At 69.5% G+C, this 20123-nt stretch carries 16 protein-coding genes and 1 pseudogene; 11 read left to right on the top strand and 6 right to left on the bottom strand.

All coding sequences use genetic code 11. The features are described 5' to 3' along the window. Positions 1 to 53 precede the first annotated feature (53 nt). The 6 genes and pseudogenes from PZB75_RS29875 to PZB75_RS29850 all read left to right on the top strand — a co-directional run. On the top strand, positions 54 to 1247 hold the full coding sequence (locus PZB75_RS29875; protein WP_275538420.1) for a site-specific integrase: 1194 nt from the start codon (positions 54 to 56) through the stop codon (positions 1245 to 1247). Continuing rightward, positions 1244 to 1591: a helix-turn-helix transcriptional regulator gene (locus PZB75_RS29870; RefSeq protein WP_275538419.1), complete on the top strand. Its 348-nt coding sequence runs from the start codon at positions 1244 to 1246 to the stop codon at positions 1589 to 1591. Before PZB75_RS29875 ends, PZB75_RS29870 begins: the two co-directional genes overlap by 4 nt. Positions 1592 to 1595: 4 nt before the next feature. Continuing rightward, positions 1596 to 3911, top strand: coding sequence for a hypothetical protein (locus PZB75_RS29865; protein ID WP_275538418.1), 2316 nt, complete (start codon positions 1596 to 1598; stop codon positions 3909 to 3911). 89 nt (positions 3912 to 4000) lie between these two features. Continuing rightward, complete coding sequence (locus PZB75_RS29860; protein WP_275538417.1) at positions 4001 to 4819, top strand: TIGR02391 family protein; 819 nt, start codon at positions 4001 to 4003, stop codon at positions 4817 to 4819. A 58-nt stretch (positions 4820 to 4877) separates the two neighbouring features. Beyond that, the gene (locus PZB75_RS29855; RefSeq protein ID WP_275538416.1) at positions 4878 to 5591 is read left to right on the top strand and encodes a Tn3 family transposase; all 714 of its coding nucleotides are present in this window, start codon (positions 4878 to 4880) and stop codon (positions 5589 to 5591) included. Continuing rightward, positions 5552 to 5866: pseudogene (locus tag PZB75_RS29850) on the top strand (Tn3 family transposase); the annotation flags it as partial. The gene PZB75_RS29855 and the pseudogene PZB75_RS29850, both read left to right, overlap by 40 nt. 477 nt (positions 5867 to 6343) lie before the next feature. Here PZB75_RS29850 and PZB75_RS29845 read toward each other — a convergent pair. Both PZB75_RS29845 and PZB75_RS29840 read right to left on the bottom strand, forming a co-directional pair. Continuing rightward, positions 6344 to 7108, bottom strand: a complete 765-nt coding sequence (locus PZB75_RS29845) for an ABC transporter permease (RefSeq protein WP_275538415.1) — start codon at positions 7106 to 7108, stop codon at positions 6344 to 6346. Further along, on the bottom strand, positions 7101 to 8117 hold the full coding sequence (locus PZB75_RS29840) for an ATP-binding cassette domain-containing protein (protein ID WP_275538414.1): 1017 nt from the start codon (positions 8115 to 8117) through the stop codon (positions 7101 to 7103). The genes PZB75_RS29845 and PZB75_RS29840 overlap by 8 nt, the downstream gene beginning before the upstream one ends. Positions 8118 to 8209: 92 nt before the next feature. On the opposite strand from PZB75_RS29840, the gene PZB75_RS29835 reads away from it, so the two are divergent. The 4 genes from PZB75_RS29835 (at position 8210) to PZB75_RS29820 (ending at position 12629) form a co-directional block, all read left to right on the top strand. Next, positions 8210 to 8818, top strand: coding sequence for a TetR family transcriptional regulator (locus PZB75_RS29835; protein WP_275538413.1), 609 nt, complete (start codon positions 8210 to 8212; stop codon positions 8816 to 8818). Then, positions 8815 to 9420 carry a disulfide bond formation protein DsbA gene (locus PZB75_RS29830; RefSeq protein ID WP_275538412.1) on the top strand — a complete coding sequence of 202 codons (606 nt, stop codon included), beginning with the start codon at positions 8815 to 8817 and terminating at the stop codon, positions 9418 to 9420. Before PZB75_RS29835 ends, PZB75_RS29830 begins: the two co-directional genes overlap by 4 nt. 315 nt (positions 9421 to 9735) lie before the next feature. Then, a complete protein-coding gene (locus PZB75_RS29825) occupies positions 9736 to 10665 on the top strand; it encodes a recombinase family protein (protein WP_275538411.1) in 930 nt (309 codons plus the stop codon). Between the two features lie 422 nt (positions 10666 to 11087). Continuing rightward, a complete protein-coding gene (locus PZB75_RS29820; protein WP_275538916.1) occupies positions 11088 to 12629 on the top strand; it encodes an ISL3 family transposase in 1542 nt (513 codons plus the stop codon). Here the strand turns inward: PZB75_RS29820 and PZB75_RS29815 are convergent. From PZB75_RS29815 to PZB75_RS29800, 4 genes are all read right to left on the bottom strand, one after another. Then, entirely contained in the window at positions 12595 to 13494 is a 900-nt protein-coding gene (locus PZB75_RS29815) for an alpha/beta hydrolase (protein ID WP_275538410.1), read from the bottom strand. The genes PZB75_RS29820 and PZB75_RS29815 overlap by 35 nt on opposite strands. A gap of 90 nt (positions 13495 to 13584) precedes the next feature. Continuing rightward, positions 13585 to 16059 (bottom strand): hypothetical protein, encoded by a 2475-nt coding sequence (locus tag PZB75_RS29810; RefSeq protein WP_275538409.1) that lies wholly within the window; start codon positions 16057 to 16059, stop codon positions 13585 to 13587. Further along, positions 16056 to 17147 carry a methyltransferase gene (locus tag PZB75_RS29805; RefSeq protein WP_275538408.1) on the bottom strand — a complete coding sequence of 364 codons (1092 nt, stop codon included), beginning with the start codon at positions 17145 to 17147 and terminating at the stop codon, positions 16056 to 16058. The genes PZB75_RS29810 and PZB75_RS29805 overlap by 4 nt, the downstream gene beginning before the upstream one ends. Further along, positions 17144 to 17857 carry an SGNH/GDSL hydrolase family protein gene (locus PZB75_RS29800; protein ID WP_275538407.1) on the bottom strand — a complete coding sequence of 238 codons (714 nt, stop codon included), beginning with the start codon at positions 17855 to 17857 and terminating at the stop codon, positions 17144 to 17146. Before PZB75_RS29800 ends, PZB75_RS29805 begins: the two co-directional genes overlap by 4 nt. A 179-nt stretch (positions 17858 to 18036) precedes the next feature. Between PZB75_RS29800 and PZB75_RS29795 the strand changes: the two genes are divergently transcribed. Next, positions 18037 to 19548 (top strand): MFS transporter, encoded by a 1512-nt coding sequence (locus PZB75_RS29795; RefSeq protein ID WP_275538406.1) that lies wholly within the window; start codon positions 18037 to 18039, stop codon positions 19546 to 19548. The last annotated feature ends 575 nt before the right edge of the window (positions 19549 to 20123 follow it).

Here is a 20123-nt window from a genome sequence, read left to right as displayed (position 1 = left end):
ATTCTGCCAGTTGTAGCAGGATTCCTGGAGAGATTCGTGTAATCTGCCGTGCTGTGGTGGATTCCAGGACACGCCTACTGTCCGTCGTACGGCCCGGCGCCGGCGGCGACGCGGACGGCCCTGCCGAGGAGCCGGTGCTGGAGCCGGGCCTGGCGGACGTCGTCACGCTGCAGCGGCGCCAGTCGGCCGCCCTCACCGACGGGGATGAGGAGTCGTTCTTCCTGGACACCGTCGCCGAGTACCAGTGGGCCCGGGACGCTGCCGGGCTGGCCGCGACGACGCTGGACCGTCTGGTCAAGCCGGTCATCGAGATCTGCCAGCACTACGACTTGGTGCCGTGGCGGCTCACTCCGCGGCAGGTCGACCGGTACTTCGCCGGGCCGGGCAAGCGCGGCCGGTCCACGGTCCGGCAGAAGATGAACCAGATCGACCACTACTTCGTGTTCCTCGAACAGCGCTATGCCGGAGAGATCGCCCGCCGGTTCGGGGCGGCCGTCGAGTCGCCCATCGACCCGTTCAACCGGCCGAAGCACCGCGGGGATTTCGGGTTGCGGGTGCCGCCGTCGCAACGGGCCACCCGGGAGTTCTTCGCCCGCTGGCGCAACTCGTTGGAGGACGCCCGCAAGCCCGTCATTGCCCGTCGCGACTACGTGATGGGCAAGCTCACCTACATCTCCGGTGTGCGGGCCGCCGAGCTGTGCGGCGTGTGCATGGGGGACGTGCACTGGGAGTCCGGCCAGTGGGGCCGTTTCCTCGTCAACGGCAAGGGCGCCCACGGCTCCGGTCCCCGGCAACGGGAGGCATACCTGTTCCAGGAGGGCCGTGACCTCCTGTGGTGGTACGTCGAGGAGGTCCGAGGTGAGTTCAGCGACGATCCGGACGACCCGAGGGCACCGTTGTTCCCCTCCGAGCGTCTGCCGTCGGCGGTCTTGGCGCTGAACATGCCGACGCCGGGCATCGCGGTGACCCCGTCGACCTTCCGCAAGGCACTGAAGACGGCCGGACAGCGGTTCCTCACCGGCCCGGTCACGCATCTACATCCCCACCTGCTGAGACATGCTGCGGCGACGCACAACTACGAGCGTGGGATGTCGCTGTGGGAGGTTCAGAAAATGCTCGGGCACGACCGGCCAACGACCACGGTGTCGTACCTTGCTACCGCCCACGCCGACCCGGAGACGGCGAGCTTGGCCGCCTCGGGGCGGGCGGTGCAGCGACTCGTGATGGACAAGGGGAATCTGCGGTGAAGTGGAATCTGCGCTGGGCGGCGGCCAAGCGGGACATCTGGCGGCCCAGCGACCTGCTGGCCGCGTTCCAACAGGTGGGCTTCAACCCGTCGTTGAGCAAGGTCGCCGCTTTGTGGGGCGGCAAGCCGATCTCGGTGCGGCTGGACGACCTGGACAAGATGTGCGCCGCGCTGAACTGCACGGTCGCCGAACTGCTGGAGGCCGAGCCGCTGGCCGCCGCCGACGGAGGAGAGCGGGAGACCGGCAAGAAGGCGGTCGGGGCCGAGGACGAAGCGGACCGGCCGGTCCGGCCGATCCCACGCAAGAGCCAGGGCCGCTCGCGCCGGTCGCTGCCGCCGAACTGACGCCGTGGCGCGGCGACGGAAGGCATGGCCCGTCGGGCAGTGCCGGGTCTGCCTGGGCTGGGGCGAGAAACCGCAGTACGCCGACTGCGTCGCCTGCTCGTCCTGGCGGCATCTGCATCCCGGGCAGGCACCCTGCCGCCGCTGCGGGCATGCCGGCCATCTCAACACCGACGGGCTGTGCCGTCTGTGTCTGCAGGTCATCCGGACCTTCGACGCAGAATGGATCGCCGATCCTGTCGCCGGGCAGCCGTGTCAGCTTGCGCTGATCCTGCCCGGCGTCCGTCTGCCGAGGTCGCAACCGATCGACCGCCCGCTGAAGGGCCGGCCGCGTGACGCGAGCCGTCCGCGGTCCTGGCTGGATCGTCAGCGGATCGCGTCGGCCGAGCCGAGCGACGACCCGCGCGTGTGTCCGCCGGCCGTACGCGGTCAGCTCCTCCTGTTCCGCCCTCGTCGACAACTCGCCCAGGATCATGTCCGGCGCATCCGCGGCCGGAACCTCGCCGACTACGACCGCCTGCAGACCATCGCCACCGCCCAGGCCGTCGAGCAGGGGTTCAGCAAGGCGTGGTGGCGGGCGGCCTGCTGGATGCTCCGGCTGGCCCTGGCCGTCCGCGACTCCGATGGCGAGGACCTGGTTGCCGAGGATGCCCTCGACGATCTGCCGCGCAGCCAGAGCGCCGCCGCCGACATCCTGCGCGAGGCCGGCCTTCTTCGTCCCCGCCTCCGTCGTCGGCCCGTCGTCCCGCCCAAGCCGCACCGCAGCTGCCGGCACTGCGACTGCTGGGGCTTCCGTTCCGTCTGCTCGGGCTGCAGCAGCTGGAACGCCTGGCCGGACAGGCACCCGGTCGGTGACTGCAGACGCTGCGGACGCCGAAGCGTCCCGCTGCTGAACGGCATCTGCCGGGCCTGCTGCCTCCACGTCGACCAGCACGGCCCCCAAGCACGAGAAGAGACATGGACCCAGCTGTGGTTCGGCGCTGACCTCGCTCCCAGGCTCGCGATCCGCCCCGGGGCGCTCGGCTATGACGCAACGCACCACAAGGCCCGGAAACGAGCCGTCGCGGCACGACCGCCCGCACTACCCATCTCACCGAACCTGGTCGACCCGGCCCAGACCGCGCTTTTCGACGCCCGGCGCGACTGGACCTGCATCGCCGTCGGGGAACTCAACCGTCTGCCCTCCCTCACTCCCGCTGCCCAGGCCCTGCTCGACGACTTCCGGCACCACGCGAAACAGCAGGGCTGGGACGAACAGGTACGACGTCTCGCCACCCGCAGCCTGCGCATCCTGCTGGCCCGCCTCGGCGCCGACGCCCCCATCCACGAGGCCGACATTCGGTCCCTGCCCGCCGGCCGGCCCGGCACCAGCGCACGCCGGATCCTGCAGTTCCTCACCCGCCGCGGCTTGGTCGTCCCCGACCCCGCCCGCCAAGTCGACATCCACCAGCGGGCCATCGACCAACGCATCCAGACCTTCCCCGAGAACATCGCGGATGAGCTCCGCAGCTGGGTACTGGTCCTGCGTGGCGAAGGCCGCCGCGAACACCCCGCGATGCCGTTGGAGACGATCCGCAAGTACCTCGGCTACCTCCACCCGGTCCTGACCGAATGGGCCACCCGCGTCACCAGCCTGCGTGAGATCACCAAGGACGACGTCCGGGACGCCCTCGCCCAGCGGCCCGGCCCGACGGGCCGGGATCTCCTCAGCGCTCTGCGCAGCCTCTTCCAGGCCCTCAAGCAGGAACAGCTGATCTTCCGCGACCCCACCCGCGGCGTCTCGCTGTCCGCCCCCGAACGCCTGCCGGTGCCCATCCCCACCGACCGGCTCCTTGGCCTGGTCGACCGGGCGGGCACCCCCATGACGAAGTTCGTGGTCGCGGCCGTCGCTATCCACGGCCTCGGCCGACGTGAGACCCGCTACCTCCTGCTGGCCGATCTCGACCTTGCTCGCGGCCGTCTGACAGTCCGGCGAGACCTGCGGCACACTGTCTACCTCGACGAACTCACCCATGCCCTCGCGGCCGACTGGATCCGCGACCGCTACCGCCGCTGGCCTCTGACGGCCAACCCCTACCTCCTGGTCAGTCAGCAGACCGTCGCCGACGACCGGCTCCCGCCCGTGTCCGCCATGGTCATGAACGACATCTTCCGGCCCCTGGGCCTGAGCCCTTCCAAGCTCCGCCAGGACCGCATCCTCGACGAAGCCCGCCACACCGCCGACCCCGTCCACCTCATGCGCGTCTTCGGCATTGCCGCCGAGACCGCGATGAAGTACATCTACGCCGCCCACCCCGAACGCCGATCCACCATCTGGCGGTAAGCCAACCAGGGTCTCGTAAATCCCTTTCGCCTCATCTGCCAGCCCCCGACACTAGAGAGCTGAAGCCCCTACGAAAGGATGTCGCGTCGATGGCGAAGACTCTGCACCCCATGTGGCCGCCCGCAAACGTCGAAGCCGTGTGCAGGGTCCTGGCCAGTACGGACCGGCCGGGGCTGAGCGGCTCGGAGATCAGCAAGTTGCTGGCGATGCGCGGGGTTGCGGACGTCAACCCGACCGCCAACAAGCGCGATCGGCTCTGGGCAGCCCTGATGACCAAGCAGCAGGCCAACCAGGCCAGCAACTGCATCATCCGGTTCATCAACGACGCGATGGCACCCGGGCGCTTTGTCCACGACTCGGCTCGCTTCGCCGCGCTCAAGGACGCGCTCAACGAGCCGCTGGCTCTCATGGCTCTGCGCGTCAATGACCAGGGTGAAGTCGCCCGAGCAACGGGTGCAAGCACCCTCGACGAGGTCGCCAAGCTGGCTGGCCGCTTGCGTACCGAGCTCAACCGCCGAGGCATTCATCCGGAAATTGTGAAGTACTGCGAGGAGGAAATCCTGCGCAAGTCCCTCTTCCACGCAGTGTTCGAGGCGACCAAGGGCGTGGCCGAGCGCCTCCGTCAAATGTCCAAGTCGAATCTCGATGGTTCCAAGCTCGTCGACTTCTGCTTCAGTACCAAGAATCCGCCGCCGGTGGTCCGCATCAACAACTTCATCACTGAAACCGAGATCAGCGAGCACACGGGGTTCGCCAACCTACTCAGGGGTGTTTTCGGCACCTTCCGGAACCCACCAGCACACACCCCCCGGGCCGCCGCCGGCTGGACTATCTCCGAGCCCGATGCCCTCGATCTGTTCGCCATGCTCTCCTTCATGCACCGGCGGCTTGACGGCGCCACTGTGTGACGGCAGCCGTGACCCGTTGCCCTCGAAGCCGCCAATAACCTGAACTCGTCCACCAGTCGTGCCACTGTGGTCAATAGGGAGCGGGTTCGGGTGCAATTTGCGCGCAGAATCCGCGAACCCGCGCGCTTCCAAGGCGGGCGGGATCGCCTACCATCACATCTCGGACACCTATATCGCGCTGTTCACGCACTTCATCCCGTGCGGGGTGTGGGAGGCCGTCTACATCATCGAGGGCCTCCTCAAGAACACCTCCGAGGTCAAGCCGACAACCGTGCACGCCGACACCCAGGGCCAGAGCGTGCCGGTTTTCGCCTTGGCGCATCTGCTGGGCTTCGATCTGATGCCCAGGATCAGGAACTGGAAGGGCCTGACCTTCTATCGCCCGTCCAAGCAGAGCGAGTACGTGCACATCGACTCCCTGTTCGGGGAGGCGGGTAAGAACGTCATCGACTGGGATCTGATCGAGTCCCAGTTCCGGCACCTGATGCGGGTCGCTGTCTCCGTGCGTGAGGGCGCCATCTCCTCGTCGACGCTGCTGAAGCGGCTGCGGTCGGGCTCGCACAAGAACTCCACCTACACCGCGTTCCGTGAGGTCGGCCGTGTGATCCGCACGGTGCAGCTGCTGCGCTACCTCTCGGACGCGCCGCTTCGCCGGCGGGTGACCGCGGCGACGAACAAGGTGAGTCGTTCAACCGGTTCTCCCAGTGGGTCGGCTTCGGTAACCAGGGGGTCCTCGCCGACAACGACCCCATCGAGCAGGAGAAGGCGATGAAGTTCAACGCCCTGCTCACGAACGCGGTGATCTTCCACAACGCCCTGGACATCGCGGAGATCGTCCGCCAGCTCCTGGAAGAGGGCTGGGAGATCGACCCAGAGGACTTGGCGCATATCTCGCCGTACCTGACCGAGCACATCAAACGGTTCGGCGAGTACTCCACCCATGAACTCGGCATCCAGCCCGAGGCGTACGACCCGAAACTCAACGTCGACTTCACCCAGCTCCGCGACCAGGACCTGCGCGCCGAAGGCTTCGGGACCGCAGCCTGACCGGGCGAGACCGGGTGGCAGTGCGGTCAGGCCGAGTTCCCGGGCACGTGTGGGTCGTTGAGCAGCTCATGGGACGGGACAAGGCGAACAAACCGCGCAGACAGCGGGATCTGGTCCCGCTTTCGGAGGGACATGTCGAGGCGGTGCCTGGGGTGACGGTGACCTTGACTGGCCGCACACGGTCACACCGGCCGCGGCGCACGAGCGGATAGCGAAAGCCCCAACGCGCTCGGCGACTACGTATGGACCGGCTCGCAGTGGCAGGTCGGGTGCCCCGGGGCATACGCACGCACGGGTAACGGAGGTCCCGTCGATGGCCGAGGCGCTACGCATGGCACTGGTCGTGGCCGACCGGATGTTCTCGCCCGGCATCGCCTTGCTGCACACGGTGGCAGGACGCGAAGGCGTGGAGGCCCACCTCCCTTGTTGGCTGTACCGATGGTCCCCACGGCCATGATCGACCTCCCTCATCCGACCTCAAAGACCGCGTTTCATGGCGCGGGTGGAGAAGCCCAGCCCGATGGTGGCGATCACCGTTGCGGCGAGGGCGCCGTGAAGCACGGAGGTGTCGAGGAAGTCGCCGGCGAACAGGGCACGGGCGGCGTCGACGATGTACGTGATGGGGTTGATCATGGCGGCCGTGCTCAGCCAGCCGGGTGCGGTTTCGACCGGCAGGAGGATGCCGGAGAGCAGCATGATCGGGAAGATCAGCATCTGGGTGACCATCCAGAACAGGTTGCCGCTGGGCCGTGAGGCGATGGCCAGGATGTAGGACAGGGCGCTGAGTCCGACCGCCATGACGATGAGCAGCACCATGGCGGCCAGGGCGCCGGTCAGGTGGAGTTTCATGCCCAGCGGGATGGCGATGGTGGTGATGAGAATCGCTTGGACGAACAGGGTGGTGGTGTCCTTGGCGGTGCGTCCGAGGATGAGCGAGGTGCGGCTGACGGGGGTGACGAGGAAGCGTTCCATCTGTCCCCCGGTCAGTTCGCTGAGCATGCTGTGACCGGCCGAGAGCGGCCCCATGAGGCACATCATCACGATGATGCCGGGGACGAACCACTGCCAGACGTCGCCGGCACCGGCCCCGAGATCGGCTTCGGTGCCGACGAGCATCGAGCCGAACAGGAGGAGGAACAGCAAAGGCTGCCCCATGGCGAGGACGATGCTGATTGGGGAGCGAAGCTCGGGCGTGATTTCGCGGGAGAAGACCGTGGCGGTGTCGTGGAGGAGCTTAGGCATGGGTGGCTCCGATCGGCTCGGCGCTGGTGGTCTCGTAGGCGTGGCCGGTTTCTTCGAGCCTGCGGCCGGTGAGGTTGATGAAGACGTCGTCGAGGGACGGTCGGCGCATGCAGGCGTGCGTGACCGTGATCGCGTCGTGGTGCAGCAGCCGCAGGTAGGCAGGTAGGGCGGTGTCAACATCGGTGATCCGCACGTGCACTGTCTGCCCTTCGGCCGTGACCTCGGAGACGCCGGCCATCTGACCGGCCACGCGTGCGGCGGCACGTGCCGAGTCGGTATCCGGCGTCGTGATGTGCATCCAGTCGCCGGCCAGGTCGGCCTTGAGAGCGGCCGCGGTGCCGTTGGCGATGACCCGCCCTTGGTCGATGATGACAATCCGCTCGGCCATCTGGTCGGCTTCGTCGAGGTAGTGGGTGGTCAGCAGGATCGTGATGCCGTGCTCGCGGCGCAGGCGTTGGATCTGATCCCAGAGGCCAGCGCGGCTGTGGGGATCGAGGCCCGTGGTGGGTTCGTCGAGGAAGAGCACGCTCGGGTTGTGTATGAGCCCGAGGGCGATGTCCACGCGCCGTCGCTGCCCGCCCGAGAAGCTGCCGGGGACGCGGGCGGCAAGATCGCTGATGCCCAGGATCTCCAGAACCTCGTCGGCCCGGCGCCGCGCATCACGAAGCCGGAGCCCGTAGCAGCGCCCCTGGGTGATGAGCTCCTCGCGGATGCGGTGGTTTTCCCCGCAGGCGTTCTTCTGTCCCACGTAGCCGATCGCCTTACGCACCCGGCCCGGTTCGCGCGCCGCGTCAAAGCCCGCGATGTGCACGCGGCCCGCAGTGGGCGGCAGCAGCGTGGTCAGCATCCGCAAGGTGGTGGACTTGCCCGCACCGTTCGGCCCGAGCAGCGCCAGCAGCTCACCGGCCGCGACGTCAAAGCTGACATCGCGCACCGCCTCGATCGTCCCCTTGCCCACCTTGAAGGTCCGACGCAGACCCTCGGCCCGGATCATCTTCTCTCCACTCATAATGCGGACTGTAAAGCACCCTGAATGGAACTTCAAACTTCCATCGGCGAGGTGCAGAAATCCTTTACGGGTGTAACTGATACCATTGAGCCATGAGTGCGAAGCAGACCTCCAGTGCCCGGAATCGAACTGAACGGGCCATTATGACTGCCTCGGTGCATGTTTGGGCGCGCGACCGGGCAGCCACGTTGCCCCAGGTCGCCGAGGCCGCGGAAGTCGGCCGCACGACCCTGCACCGCTACTTCCCAGAACGCGACGGTCTGCTGCGCGCTGCCACCGAGCACGCCCTGGAAGCCATCGGTGGCGCCATCGCCGAAGCGGACCCCGACAAAGGACACCCGCTGGATGCCATGCGCCGTGTGATCGCGGCCCTGGCCTCGGCCAGCGATGCGATCATGTTCGTCTTCGGCGACCAGTCCCTGGTGCGCGATGTCGCCCCCACCCCCGAGCCCGACCTTCCGACACCGCACGACCCGGTGATCGACCTCATCCGCCGCGGGCAGGCCGAGGGCGTCTTCGACGACCAGCTCCCCGCCGAATGGATCCAGCAAGTCCTTTGGGGAGTGACCTACACCGCCTTCGAACAGGTCGAACGGGGCACCCTCGCCAAGTTCGACGTCACCGCGACCGTGACCCGCACACTGGAACAGGGGATCACCGCCACGGCCGGTGCACGTCCGGGATCGGGCCGGAAGCCATGACCGGCACAACCGCCGAGGCAGGCTGGAGTGTCGACTTCTGGCTCGACCCGGCCTGCCCGCTCACCCGCCACACCGCACGCTGGATCGCCCAGGTCGCCGACCAGGTAGTGCTCCAGGTGCGCTGGCGGGTGATGAGCTTGGCGGTGCTCAACGAGCATCGCGACGACGACCCCGAAGGCGACCCGCACGGCTACCTGTGGATTCCCGCCCGCATCGCGGCGGCCGTCCAGACCGAGCACGGACATACCGCACTCGGCACGTTCTACGCCGCACTGTGGACCGAGCCTGACGGCACCGCGCGCGAATGGATCGGCGACATCGACGAAGCCCTGCACCGCAGCGGCCTGCCCACCGCGCTCACCGAGGCCGGTACCGCCACCGACTACGACCAGGCACTGCGCGCCTCGCACCACGCCGGCGTCGACCAAATCGATGCCCAGATCGGCACCCCCGTCTTGGCCATCACCACACCCGACGGCACCCAACGAGCAATTTTCGGCCCCGTCCTCAACGCCACCCCTGCGCGAGCAGACGCCATCCGCCTCTGGGAAGCCACCCTACTGATGGCCAGCGTCTCGACATTCCGCGAACTCAAGGCGTGACACCCCGGTCATCGCGGTTCACCGCCACCCCGGCTCAGGTGTCGACGACACTCCGCCCCGGCCCCTCCAGCTGTGTGGCAAAGAGGACGCGGAGCGACTCCGGCCTCGATGCCTGGTCATCAACACCCCGCGCCGTCCGGGCCGACGCCGCGCCTGCCGTCATTCGAACGAATGACGGCAGGCGCGGCGAGCATCCAATGAACCCGGACATTCCGGGGTCTCGCGGCGGCACGGATCCAATCAGAATCAATGACCGCTGATGACAGGGTTTGATGACAGCTAGGGTCTAATGGGCCCACAGGAACGGGGAACGGCATGGCCAATCTGGTCTACAAGCGGGTGTCGACCGACCAGCAGTCGACCGCCCGTCAGAACCTCGTCCTCGCCGAGGCCGGGATCGAGGACCCGGTGACGTTCGAGGAGGAGGCTGGCACCTCCAGCCGCCTTCACCCGCTCCAGCGCCCGAAGTTCGGCGAGTTGCTCGCGTACGCGGGACCAGGCGACGCCGTGCACATCTCGGAGATGTTCCGCCTCGTGCGCGGTACCCAGCACGTCCTCGATGTGCTCGACGTTCTGCACCGCAACTGTCTCGCCCTGCGCATCCACGACGGCGCGTTCTCCGCGATGGACCTCACCGCCCGCCACCCGCGCACCGGAGAACTGCTGTCCACCGTGAAGTTCATGGTGCAGACCCTCGCGGCCGTCGGCGAACTACAACGTGACCTCCAGCGCGAGCTGACCTACGACGGGCTGCGGGCCGCCGAGGCCAAGGGCAACAAGGGCGGACGCCGCCCTGCCATCAAGACCGAGAAGACCGACGCCGTCCGCACCAGGTACCTGGAGGGCCGGTCCATCGCCGCCCTGGCCCGCGAGCACGACGTCAGCCGCGGTGCCATCCGCACGGCCGTCGCCGACCTCATGCCCGAACACGTCGTAGCCGACGATGGCACCCCGACCCCGGAGCTGCCGATCGCCCTCGACATGCCGGGCAAGGTCGCCGACTTCCTCCGCGCGACCGAACTGGACGACGCCGAGCGGGCTGCGCTCGACCAGGGCGTGACCGTACGACGAGGCCAGGGTTACACGCTGCGCGTCACTGCCGTGCCCGCGGTCCACCGCCAACTCCTCGCCCGCTGCCAGCCCCTCGACGGCACTCATGGCACCCCGGCGATCCCGGCACAGCGCAAGGCCCGCCGCGAGTACGAGAACCGCGTCAGCGCACTTCCGGCTGCCAGCCTGCGTTGAGCGGACCGAGCACTACACCCGCCAAGATCAAGTACTGGCGGCTTTTGGGTTTACCTCGGCGCTACCCCTGCGAGGGGTCACAACGCCCGCTGGCGGTCCTCATCCTCCTGGCGCTCACGGCGCCCTCATCGCCCCTGCGAGGGGTCACAACACGACGCGTGCCGCCGGGCCCACAACGTACGGACCGCGCCCTCATCGCCCCTGCGAGGGGTCACAACACCATGGCCTGGCCGAGGGTGGCCCGGTCTCCTGCGGGTCCTCATCGCCCCTGCGAGGGGTCCCAGGAGTTCTCGCCGAAAAAACAACGCTAAGGACTGATCCCCAGGTCAGGCTGTGGGATCCAGAGTGGCTGTGGCGGGACTGTAAAACGATCGGCTCTGTCTCACATTCGGTGGTGACTCTGCGTGGTGAGTGTCGTTGACATCGATGTGATGGATGTCAACCAGCTTGCGCAGATGGTATTTGCGGGGATATCTCCGCTGGTCATTGAGGATGTGGTCGACGAGGGCGAGCGGGTCGTGGTGAGGGCGCGGACTCCGCAGAAGACCGCGCCCTGCCCCGTGTGCGGGGCCTCGTCGGGGCGCGTTCACGGGTATCACTGGCAGACCGTGGCCGACGTACCGGTCGACGGCCGACGAGTGGTGGTCCGTGTACGGGTGCGGCGTCTGGTCTGTCCGACACACGGCTGCCGTCACACCTTCCGCGAGCAGGTGCCCGGGGTGCTGGAGCGTTATCAGCGACGCACCACCCGCCTGACCGCGCAGGTCAAGGCGGTAGTCAAGGAGTTAGCGGGCCGGGCAGGGACGCGCGTACTGGCGATACTCGCGGTAGGCCTGTCGCGTCACACGGCTCTGCGGGCCCTGTTGCGGATTCCGTTGCCCACGGGACGGGCGCCCCGCGTGATCGGCGTCGACGATTTCGCTCTGCGCCGGCGGCACCGCTATGCCACCGTGGTGATCGACGCCGAGACCCATGAGCGGATCGACGTGCTGCCCGACCGCACGGCTGACACTCTGGAAGCCTGGCTGCGCGAACATCGGAGCGTCGAGATCGTGTGCCGTGACGGCTCGGCGACCTACGCCGAGGCCATCCGCCGCGCTCTGCCCGATGCAGTGCAGGTCGGTGACCGCCGGCATTTATGGCACAACCTGTGCGAAGCCGCCCTGAGCGAGATCAAGGCGCACAGCACCTGCTGGGCCACCGTGCTGGAGGCGCCCCTGTATGACGGGCCCCGCGCACGGACCACCCTGGAGCGCTGGCACCAGATTCACGACCTCCTCGACCAGGGCGTGGGTCTCCTCGAGTGCGGCCGCCGTCTGCATCTGGCCCTGAATACCGTCAAACGCTATGCCCGAGCCGACCGGCCCGAGCGGATGCTCCGCGTCCCGAAATACCGCGCCAGCCTCGTCGATCCCTACCGCGAGCACCTGCGCAAACGCCGGGCTGACGACCCCGCCGTCCCCGTCCAGCACCTCTTCGGAGAGATCAAGGCCCTTGGCTTCACGGGCTGCCTCAACCTCCTGCACAAGTACATCAACCAAGGGCGCGCGGACGCCGACCGCAGCCATATCTCCGCACGCAGACTCGCCCGGATGCTCCTCACCAGGCCCGACAACCTCAAGGCCGAGCACCACGACCTCCTGGCCCGGCTCACCGCCGCCTGCCCCGAGTTGACCCAACTGGCAACCCACATCCGGACCTTCGCTCTACTTCTGAAGCCTCAGCCAGAAAACGCCGATGCACTCGACCGATGGGTCGCCCAGGTCCGCGCGGCCGATCTGCCGTATCTGCACGCCTTCACCCGCGCTCTCGAGCGAGACCGCGACGCTGTGATCGCCGCATTCACACTCCCGTACAGCAACGGCCCGACCGAGGGCGTCAACACCAAGACCAAGCGGATTGCCCGCCAGATGCACGGACGAGCAGGCTTCACCCTCCTTCGCCACCGCATCCTCCTCGGATAACACCACGCAGAGTCACCACCGAATGTGAGACAGAGCCGAACGTTTTACAGTCCCCGGTGGGATCGGACAGGATTCTGCGGTGGCCGAGGCCCTCGGTGATGACCAGACGGGCCTGTCCGCCGAACACCTCCGCCATCCGCCGGGCCTGGCCGACACCGGCCACCCGGTCCCGCTCGTCGTGGAACACCAGGATCGGCGCGGTGATCCGCTCGGGCTCGTACGTGGTGGAAAAGCGCCGCCAGATGTCCCGCTCCTGGGGGAAGAGCCGCTGCTCCATGCGCCCGCGCAGTTCCTCGCGTACCCGCCGCCGCAGCGCCAGTTGCCCGCAGAACCCGTCGAAGAGATGGCTGAACTCACCGACCTGGCTGATCGCGACGAACCTCCGCGCCCGCACTCCGCAGCGCAGCGCGAGCACGGAGGCCATGACGCCCACGGAATGTCCGACCACCGCCTCGAAGTCACCGTACTCGTCGGCCAGATGCCGGATCACGTCGCGGAAGGCCAGCACGGTGGTGGTGGCGCCGGTCGCGTCACCGTGGGCGGGCGCGTCATAGGCGACGGGGCTGTACCCGGCCTCCAGCAACCCCGGTACGAAGTGCTCGAAGCACGTGCCGCGCGACTGCCACCCGTGCGCGAGCAGCACGGGCCGCTCACCGCTGCCCCACCGGTAGGTGACCGCCGTCTCGCCGTCGATCCGGACCCTGGCGGTGTGCGCCCGCTCCAGCAGGGCCCGTTCCCCGTCCCCGGGCCTGGCCCGCCGCAGCGGGAGACGGAAGACCCGGTACGCGGCCTCCCCGGCCAGCCACGGGCTGACCAGGGAAACGGCGTTGAGCGCCCTGCCGGTGAGGGCTGTGGCCTGGTTCATGTCCGTCCTGCTGGTCTCGGTCACGGCTCCGGCCCGGGGCCTTCTGGCCCCTGCCGGACTGATATGGGCGCGCACGGGACGCCCGCCCGGTCAGTGGCGGCCCCGCCCGGCCCTCCTGCGGGTCGTGCGGGCGACGGTGAAGGCGAGTTCGGCCAGTTCGTCGCGCTGCCAGCCAAGAGCCCCGGCCGCGTTCATGCCGTCGCCCTCGTTGTTGTGCGCCAGTTCCACCGAGTACAGATCGACGGCGCCACGCCGCAGCAGCCGCTCGCGCAGCTCCTCGCGCGGCACATCGGTGAGGTGCCGGTGCGAGACCGTGAGCGGCCCGTAGGCGTGCGACCACTCGGGCTCCAGCAGGTGCAGCACCTGCGTCTGACGGTCGGCCGCGACCGCGGTCTGGGTCTCGCGGTAGGTACGGATGACGGAGTGACCGCCGTCGACCAGCCGGAAGACGCTGACGTTGCCGGCGGGCCGCCTGCCGTACAGCACCGCCTGCTGCACCAGCGTGGGCACGATGTCGGGGACCAGGGCACCGGCCCCGTCCCCGACGAACGCCAGGACGTTGTCGTCGCGCGTCACGGCCACCGCGGGCACCGCCTGCAGCGCGTCGCCCATCAGGGCCCGCCCGTACCAGCCGGAGAAGCCCGGTCCGGTACGCGGCAGGTTCCGCACGGCGGAGATGCCGCCGCGCCCCACCTCGTACAGCCCGGTATAGGTGTAGCCGTGACCGGTGATCAGCTCGTCGAGCAGTTCACCGAGCTGATGGAAGAAGTAGTTCGGGCTCATCGGCCTCAGCGGCAGCCGGTGCAGCACATCGGAGGCGCTGTCCCGGGTCGCTTCGATCGCCCTGCGGCGGCCCTCCAGCACCTGCGGATCGACCGCCAGGCGCTCTCGCAGCGCCCGCAGGAATCCCTTGGCGTCGCCGACCACCGGGTGATCGGTGAACGGCGCGATGTGTCCGGGAGTGTCGGTGACCTGCACGACGCGCAGCCGGCGCTCCAGGGCGTCCGGCGGGAACGGCGTCGACAGCTCCGTGATCCGGCTCTTGAGGAAGAACAGCGCCTGGTCCGCCCGGCCGCGCAGCCGTCCCTCGTGATGCAGGAACGCGTGCACCCGCGCCGAGCAGCCCATCATCCCCAGAGTGCCCAGATAGTTCGGCACGGGCGCGCCCGCGTGATAGCGGCTCACCGTGCCGGGCCGGGTCAGCGAGTCGGCGAGCGCGATCCCGGCCGACCGGGCGAGGGAAAGGGTGAGCGTGCGCTCCTCCTCGTCGAGCCGGCCGCACTGCCACAGCAACCGGGCGGGTTCCTCGTTGACCAGCCGCACCACGGGAGTGAGGGCACTCTCGGTGACCTGGACACGGTTCGTGGGGGGAGCGCCGGGTGCCGCTGGTTCCTCTCCGGTGGCGGACGCGTTCAGCACGGTGTGGGTGGCCAGCAGGACGACCGGGCCCTCATCGGCGTCGTACGCCTCCCGGGCCGCCGCGAGGTCCTCGGGGAGCCGGGCCGGATCGTCCAGATGGAGCGTGACCAGACGGCGGGCCCGCAGCACCTCACGGGAGTCACCGTCCTGGTCGATCGTGCCCTGGAACGGGAACCAGCCGCCCGGGTCCGGCTCACCGCAGACGATGAAGCCACGGGCCCGGGACTCGCGTAAGTTGGCCAGCGTGCCCTTGAACTCGTCGACCATGCCGTTGGTGACGACAATGAGGAACGGCGCCTCGTCGAGCTGCCAGCGCGCCAACGCCCCACAGGCCAGGCCGTGTTCGGATGGGCCCCGCAGCACCGGGTTGCCGGAGCGTTCCGCGGTCCGCTCCAGCTCACCGATGAGGCCGGTCATGATGGAGCCGGTGTAGTAGTGCAGCCCCCAGGTGTCGCCGGCGCGCGCGGTCAGGAACGAGTGCAGCCACTGGGCGAGCACGCGCCGGGGCACGGACCCGGCACGGATGACCTGGGCGACGTGCCGGTACTGCACCTGGTCCGTGAACGCGCAGATGACATCCGCGGCCAGCAGCCAGGACCGGTCGGGCACCTGCTTGAGCGTGTACGGCCGTCCGAGCCGGGCCGGTGACCGCCCGAGCCGGTCGTACACATGCACGCTGTACGCCGAATCGTGGGCGATCACCTCACGGGGCAGCGCCGCGAAGAACCCGGCGAGCGCCGGCTGGACCGTGTCCGCGAACGGGTCCGTGTCCAGCCCGGCGGACGGCGCGTCCACCAGCAGCAGCGCGAGGGCAAGTGCCGGAGAACCGGCCGCAACGCCGCGTACCGCCTCCGCCGCCTCGGCGAGCGTGTCCGCGCTCACCACCGTGACCTCGTCGTCCACCAACGCCCGGGCCAGGAAGCGGTGCGCACGCCGGACCGTCTCCTGATAGACGTCCGGCCGGTCGTCATGGACCGGAGTCTCCGGGGCTCCCGGGCCGTCGGTGGCATCGGCCAACGCGGTACGCACCGCGTCGTGGAACCCGGGACGCGCACCGACACTGACCACCAACAACCGCTCCCCGGCGGCGGACTCCGGCCACGCAGCCGTGGCCGGGACGGTGGTGGAGGTGTCCGACGTGGTCACCGGGTCTCCCCGTCGACCGGTGCAGCCGGGCGGGCAGGCACCGCCTCGATGACGCGCTCGGCCCGGTCGGAGCGCGTCCTGGGGCTGTGCACGGCGCGGACATCGAAACCGGCGTCTTCGAGCAGGCCCCGGTACTCGGTCTCCGACCGGTCCCAGCCCTGGAGCATCACCAGCATCAGCAGATCGATCAGCCGTTCCTGGACCGCCTGCTGGGACAGCTCGGCGCCCTCGGGCACCGGAGCCTCCAGACGTTCCACGACGAGCAGCCGGCCATGGTCCGGCATCGCCTCGCGGACCCGGCGCAGGATCTGCCCGGCCCGCTCGTCGTCCCAGTTGTGCAGCACACGGGAAAGGACGTAGACATCGCCGCCCGCGGGCAGCGGGTCGAAGAAGCTGCCCTCCACCAGATCGATCCGGTCGGCGAGGCCCAACGCGGCCAGCCGTTCGCGGGCCGGGCCGACCGCCTCCGGCAGTTCGGCCAGCACACCGCGCATCTCCGGGTGGCGTGGCAGCAGCTTGGCGAGCAGGTTGCCCTCGCCGCCACCGACGTCCACCAGCGTGGCGGCACCGCTCAGGTCCACCTTGTCCAGCGCGGGCGGCACCGGGGCGGTACCCATCGCGGCGGTGAACTCGGCGGCCACCTCGGGCCGGTCGGCGAGATAGTCGTAGAACGGCAGCCCGTACAGCGCGTCGAAGGCGGGAAGTCCGGTACGCAGGGAATCCATGATCCCACCGAAGGACCGGTGCACCTCTTCACCGAACAACAGCGCGGCAGGACGGCTGGAACGCACGGTGTCGCCGCACAGCAGCCTGCCGGTGGGCGTCAACGCGACGACCCCGGGCCCGGGTTCACTCAGCAGGCCGACCGCGGTCAGCACACGCACCAGGCGGCGGAACGCACGGACGTCGGCGCCGGTCGCCGCGGCGAGCTCATCGGCCGGGCGGGGGCCTTCGGCCAGCAGGTCCGGTACCCCCAGCTTGGTCAGGGCGTAGCACGCCTGGGCCGGCCAGCCGCCGGTCAGGATGGCGAGGAGGGCGATCCGGTCCCGCACGGAGGGCGCGGCCGTCCGGTCGAAGGTTGTTGTCATGCCACACCATTCCTCACGCCGGTCCGGTCCAGGTACGCGCCGATGGCGCGGATCGCCTCTGCGGCCGCGATGGCGTGGCCACGCCGGTTCGCGTGCCTGCCGTCGGCGCTGAGCAGACCGCCCTCACCGGCGACGGGGTGCTCGAAGAGGTCGATGTGGATGGTGTCCAGTTCGCGGGCGAGCCTTCCCGTCTCCTCCGACAACGCACGCAGCCGCTGCCCGAACCGGTCCCGCACGGAGGCGGGCATCCGCGGGTCTCGCGAGCCGTCGATCATGCTGACGGTGACGACGGTGCAGCCGCTCTCCGCGAGCGCGGTGACGATCGCGCGCAGCTCGGCGCCGACGCGCTCCGGGTCGAAGCCGGTGACGAGGGTGTCGTAGCCGCCGCACGCGACCAGGGCGAGGTCCGGGCGGAAGTCCAGCGCCTTGGCCAGCTGGGTCGACCGGACGAGGGCCGCGCGGGTGTTGCGCCGGCCCATGTTCCGGTACGCCATGCCGGAGGCGTGCTGCTGGAGGGTGGCGGCCAGCCGGTCGGCCCACGGCTGGTCGAGGTAGCCCGGTACGGGATCGCCGAGGCCCTCCGCCACGCTGTCCCCGAACGCCACGAACCGCCTCCAGGGGTGCCCGGCCAGCAGCCGGTCCGCCTCCCCTTCTTCCAGGCAGTACGGATCGACGCGCTCCGCACGTGCGCTGTCACTGTCGTCGGGCATCACGTGTGCCGCAGTCCCTTCTTGCGTTCGAGCCGGGAGGTCGCGCACCGAGGGGGGCGACACGGTCGTTCACATCATTTCTCAACACCGCCCAACAATCAATACGATCGGCCGTGCTAATATCTCAGCCGCCCACCTGCACCACCGGAAGGGCCCGGAGCAAGGGAGATCGATCCGACATGCCCACACCCATCGAATCCCCGTCGGCCGCCCCGGGGCCCGAGAAGAGCGGCCGTACCGCCGTGGTGGTGAGCCTCGCCGCCGCCGCGATGGTCGTGTCCATGATGCAGACCCTGCTGGTGCCGATCCTGGGCGTCATCCAGTCGGCACTGCACACCTCTGCCTCCGCCGTGAGCTGGGCGAACACCGCCACACTGCTCTCGGCGGCCGTCTTCACCCCGCTGCTGAGCCGCCTGGGCGATCAGCACGGCAGGAAGCGCGTCCTGGTTGCGGTCACCGCCGTGCTGCTGGCCGGGTCGCTGCTGGCCGCCCTGACCCACTCGCTGCCGTGGCTGATCACCGGCCGTGTCATGCAGGGCAGCGCCACCGCGATCTTCCCACTGGCCCTCGGCGTCCTGCGCCGGGAGATCTCCCACGAGCGCCTGCCCGGCGCCATGGCCCTGGTCAGCGGGATGCTCGGTATCGGCAGCGGACTGGCGCTGGTGCTCACCGGCCTGCTGACCCAAGGCGCCGACGCCGACTACCGGCGGGTGTTCTGGCTCTCGGTCGGCCTCGCCGTCGTCACACTGATCGCGGTGACGGTGTGGGTGCCGGCGGACCGCGACGGGGCGGGCGGGCGCACCGACGTGCTGGGGGCCCTCACCTTCAGCGCCTTCCTGGTGCTCCTGCTGCTGCCGGTCTCCAAGGGGCAGGAGTGGGGCTGGTCCTCGGGTGTGACGATCGGCTGCTTCATCGCCGCGGCGGTCCTGGCGGCGGCCTGGTGGGTGACCGAGAGCCGGGTGCGCGAGCCCATGATCGACCTGCCCACCTTCGTACTGCGTCCGGTGCTGAACACCAATGTGGCCGGGCTGCTCGTCGGCTTCGTGATGTTCGCCCAGTTCCTCGCCCTGTCCTTCCTCGCCCAGATCCCGGAGTCGCTGGCCGGCTACGGATTCGGCGCGTCCACGCTGCGGGCCTCGGTCGTCTACCTGCTGCCCGGCACGGCGTTCTCACTCTTCGGTGCGCCGCTCGGAGGCGCCCTGGTCAAGCGTCACGGCCCGCGGCTGGTGCTGGGCGTGAGTGGAGTGCTCGGCGTGCTCGGCTCCTCGTGGCTGGCCGCGGCCCACGACACCACCGCCTCCGTGATCGCCGCCAGCATCGTCAGCGGCACGGCGATCAGCTTCGCCTACGCCGCGATGCCCGCGTTGATCGTCACCGGGGTGCCGCCGGAGAAGACCGGTATCGCCAACGGCATCAACTCGATCTCCCGCTCGGCGGGCAGCGCGATCGGCAGCGCGGTGATCGCCACGCTGATGGCGGCCAAGACCCTGCACGGGCTGCCCCCCGGCGTGCCGTCCCTGCCCGCCGAGAGTCAGTTCACCCTGGCCTTCCTCCTGGGCGCGGCGGCCTGGCTCCTCGTCGTCCTGATCGCCGTCGCGGGACTGCCGGCCGGCTCCGGCACGGTGGCCACGGTCCCCCGGTCCGCCCCGGAGGGCCGCAGCCCCGACCGCCGGGTCGGAGCCGAGGGCTGACCGCCCCTTCCGGATCGGCTCGGGGGAGTCGACGGACCCCCAGAACGGAAGAGCGGTTCCTCGGTCCACGCCGGATTCGGCCCTGTTCTCGTACAGCTACGGCGAGCGGGCATGTAGCGCTGATCAACTACGTGGGGCCGCGACCGCTCCGCTGCGGGGCGGCGAAGCCGGCATGTGCCGCCGTCGCCGTGAACACCACCCGGCAGCGCGGGACATAGGCCCTGGTCTCCCTCGCGGCGGCGAGCGCGGCCTCGGACCGCGGGCGGACCCGCACCCGGGCGCCGATCTTCCCGGCGAAGACCTCGTCCCGCGGGATACCGTGTCCGGCGAGCGGGTCGAACCGCGACCGGAGTTCCTGGGTGAGGCCGGAGCACCTCGCGTACCCGACACGGATGCCCGCGCTCGGGGCGTCCGGGTCGACGGGCGCGGGCGCCGGGGTGCCACGGCCGGCCGGGACCGCGGTCGGCGGGTGCCGACCGGCGCAGGAGTTTCGCGAGCCGGGGCACCTTGGTGAAACGGCCGGTGCGGCAGGTCCCGGCGACCGCGCCGGAGCGCGAGCGACAGGGCGAACCCCG

Source organism: Streptomyces sp. AM 4-1-1, from assembly GCF_029167625.1.
Classification (GTDB): domain Bacteria; phylum Actinomycetota; class Actinomycetes; order Streptomycetales; family Streptomycetaceae; genus Streptomyces.
Note: the sequence above shows the minus strand (reverse complement) of the source record. Positions and strands in the feature narration are given on the sequence as shown.